This window comes from Eubacterium uniforme (assembly GCF_900167115.1).
GTDB lineage: Bacteria > Bacillota > Clostridia > Lachnospirales > Lachnospiraceae > Eubacterium_S > Eubacterium_S uniforme.
The window spans coordinates 1-2,728 of sequence record NZ_FUXZ01000031.1 but is presented as its reverse complement, the minus strand read 5'-3'; the positions used below and the strand labels follow the sequence as shown (position 1 = coordinate 2,728).

At 26.9% G+C, this 2,728-nt stretch carries 6 protein-coding genes; all 6 read left to right on the top strand.

Annotation, left to right across the window (positions count from 1 at the left end; all coding sequences use genetic code 11):
• On the top strand, positions 1 to 222 hold a 222-nt coding region (locus B5D16_RS12515; protein ID WP_159444391.1), incomplete at its 5' end, for a hypothetical protein.
• Between the two features lie 15 nt (positions 223 to 237).
• A complete protein-coding gene (locus tag B5D16_RS12205; RefSeq protein WP_078767247.1) occupies positions 238 to 645 on the top strand; it encodes a single-stranded DNA-binding protein in 408 nt (135 codons plus the stop codon).
• Between the two features lie 108 nt (positions 646 to 753).
• Positions 754 to 1,029 (top strand): type II toxin-antitoxin system Phd/YefM family antitoxin, encoded by a 276-nt coding sequence (locus B5D16_RS12200; protein WP_078767246.1) that lies wholly within the window; start codon positions 754 to 756, stop codon positions 1,027 to 1,029.
• 13 nt (positions 1,030 to 1,042) lie between these two features.
• Positions 1,043 to 1,840, top strand: coding sequence for a Fic family protein (locus tag B5D16_RS12195; RefSeq protein WP_078767245.1), 798 nt, complete (start codon positions 1,043 to 1,045; stop codon positions 1,838 to 1,840).
• Between the two features lie 130 nt (positions 1,841 to 1,970).
• Entirely contained in the window at positions 1,971 to 2,243 is a 273-nt protein-coding gene (locus B5D16_RS12190; RefSeq protein ID WP_143405131.1) for a hypothetical protein, read from the top strand.
• Complete coding sequence (locus B5D16_RS12185; protein ID WP_159444390.1) at positions 2,236 to 2,580, top strand: DUF4160 domain-containing protein; 345 nt, start codon at positions 2,236 to 2,238, stop codon at positions 2,578 to 2,580. The genes B5D16_RS12190 and B5D16_RS12185 overlap by 8 nt, the downstream gene beginning before the upstream one ends.
• Positions 2,581 to 2,728 lie beyond the last annotated feature (148 nt).

Here is a 2,728-nt window from a genome sequence, read left to right as displayed (position 1 = left end):
GAAGATATTGAAGATATTGAAGATGACGAATATGAAGATAATAATTGTAATATTACAATTATAGATGATGAATTTGGTATTAATGATGCAATAAAGAAAGTTATGGAAAAATATCCTAAAGGAACAGAACTTTCTATTCTTGAAGTTTTTGAATTAATGGATGACCCTGTAGAAACAAGAGGTAAAAAAACGAAGACGAGTAAAGCAGATAAAAAATTGTAAAGGAAGGTATAAAACATGAATAAAATAATTTTAAGTGGAAGATTAACAAAGGATCCAGAAATAAGATATACAGAAAAAGGAGAATCTCAGGAACAAAGATGTGTAGCTAGATACACTCTTGCTGTAGATAGAAAATATAAAAAGGAAGGTGAAAATAATACAGATTTTTTATCATGTGTATCATTTGAAAATAATGCAAAAGTAGCTGAAAAGTATCTAAAAAAAGGTATGAAAGTAATAGTAGAAGGAAGAGTTCAGACTGGTTCTTATACTAATAAGGATGGGAAAAAAGTATATACAACGGATGTAGTAGTTGAAAGCATGGAGTTTACTGAAAAAAAGAGCAATGAAACAAAAGAAGAACAAGTAGTAGAACCTGATGAAGAGTTCTTATCTTCAGATGATTCAGAATTTCCTTTTTAAAGGTTAATAATTGATATATAACAACAAACGCTTTTTTATTTTGTACAAAATATTGAGATTTTGTACAAAATATGTTATTGTATAATTAAGAAAGCGAGGTGTTTGTATATGAAGACAATACCAATATCAGATTTAAGAAAAAATATCAGGGAAATATATGATGATGTTTATAGCAATGACCAAAATTATATAATAAGCAGAAATGGAAATGAGGATGTTGTTATTATTTCAAAAGACATGTACTTAAAACTTCTGGGAGATAATTCTGAAGAAAAGTTGATTGAGGAAATAAAACAGAAGAAAACATCAGATACAACAGAAAGAAGACTTGCTAGGATAGAAGCATACATGGTAAAAATCAGTGAAATTATGGAAAACAAATAAGAGGTGGAAGATCATGATTATTGATAACAAAAAAAACTATGAAGATTTAAACGAACGTTTAATAAGTTTTTCTGAAATTAAAAAAGAAAAATTAATATTTGAACCATTATGGAAGGATTTTAAATATAGTTTTTGTTGGAGTTCCAATTCGATTGAAGGTAATACATTATCTCTTGAAGAGACAATTGAAACACTTGAATTTGATGCAGTACATAGTAATCACACGTATAAGGAATATACAGATGCTAAAAATCTTTATAAAGCTATTGAAAACTATTTATGCTTAGATGCTAAGGATATTGATGAAACATGGATTAAACAATGTAATAACATGATTATCCAAAGAGGAGAAAAGTATAGAGAAGAAAACTTATATATAGGTTCCTTGGTTGAAGCAGTATATTATCCGCCAGACTATACATTGATAGATGGAAAGATGAATGAGTGGTTATCGGATATAAATAAAAAAAATAGTTCTATAAATGATATTATCAAAAATATAGCAAAAAAACATATAGATTTTGAAAGAATCCATCCTTTTCCAAATGGAAACGGAAGAACAGGAAGAATAATATTAAATCAGCAGCTTATAAATAATAATATTTTTCCTATTGCGATAACAGATAATTCAAAATATCGACAGGCATTTAAGTATTACGATAAAAATGGAGATATTTCATTAATGGAATATTTAATTATAAGTAGTGAAATGAGAATGTTGGATAAATATGAGGAACTTCTTAAAAATATAGATAGATCATTAAATATTGAAAAGCCTAGATTAAATCCAAATCATGGTAAAAGCAGGTAGGCGAAAGGAAGTGAGTAGAATGAATAAAACTTATTTTGATATTGTTAAATTTGATAAAAAGAAGCAGAAAGAAAGACTTGAAAAATACGCAAAAGGGTTTAAAAAGTAATCAGAAAAAATAGTAAGGTAGGTGAGAAAAATGAAACATAATCCTATGATGAAAAGAGATAATTTTATATTAACATATTCTGATATTAAAGATAATTCAATTAAAATATATTCAGAATCATGGTGTGAAAGCAAAAATGATTTTAATTCATTTATTTATTTATATCCAGAAGATAAGTTTTTGGAAATAAAAGGATATAGTAAAGCTGAAATAGAAATCATTATGCAAGATGTAAGAAAATTAGCACCTATAGCTTATGAATATGAAAAAAATAAGGAGTATGAATATGCCTAAAGTTTTTGACGTATTTGGATTTAGTTTTTATTTTTTTAGTGATGAATCAGAACCATTAGAACCTGTACATGTGCATGTGTCAAAAAGAAATAGTAGTAGTTCATCAAAATTTTGGATAAATTCTGATGGTACAATTGAGATGGAACATAATCATGCAGGATATAAAAGTAATGATTTAAAAAGGATAATGAATACAATTAGAGATTATCAAGAAGAATATATTGAATATTGGGAAGAATACTTTGGATGTAAAGCAATATATCACGATACGTACAAAACAAAAGAAGAAAGCATAGATAAACCTAGATTCAATCCAAATCTTGGAAAGAGCAGATGATTAAATTAAAGGAGAGCGAAGTGTATGAAAGCATTACTTAGAAATAGTTTAATAACTTTTATTACAGTCATGAGTATATCATGCATAGGCAATGTTAAAGCATATGCAGAAAATACAAAGACTGTTAAATTTGGTGGAAAGAAAAAGA